At 64.0% G+C, this 333-nt stretch carries 1 protein-coding gene; it reads left to right on the top strand.

All coding sequences use genetic code 11. The annotated features are described in order from the left end of the window. A partial coding sequence (locus SB764_RS38985) for a LysR family transcriptional regulator (RefSeq protein WP_410866609.1) occupies positions 1–333 on the top strand: 333 nt, incomplete at both ends.

Genomic DNA, 333 nt, shown 5'->3' with positions numbered 1-333 from the left:
GCTGTCGACTGCGGCGCGACAGCTCCGGAGCAGTCATGCCACCGTATCACGGCGGATCGACCGGCTGGAATTCGCGCTGAAGGTCAAGCTCTTCGAGCGCAATCCGCGCGGCTATGTGCTGACGGCGATGGGCAACCGCTTCGTCGAGACGGCCGAGAAGATGGAGCTGGAGACAGAGCGGCTGCGGGCTGATCTTACCACCGGCGCGATGGCGCAGCGCGGCGTGGTGCGGCTGAGTGCCCCGGAAGGGTTTGCGAATTTCTTCTTTGCGACGGTGCTGCCGCAATTTGCCGAGCGTCATCCCCATCTGTCGTTGGAGCTGGTGACGATCCA

Source organism: Paraburkholderia sp. SIMBA_027, assembly GCF_046535315.1.
In the GTDB taxonomy this organism is placed as follows: Bacteria; Pseudomonadota; Gammaproteobacteria; order Burkholderiales; family Burkholderiaceae; genus Paraburkholderia; species Paraburkholderia tropica.
This window is presented reverse-complemented; position numbering and strand designations above follow the sequence as displayed.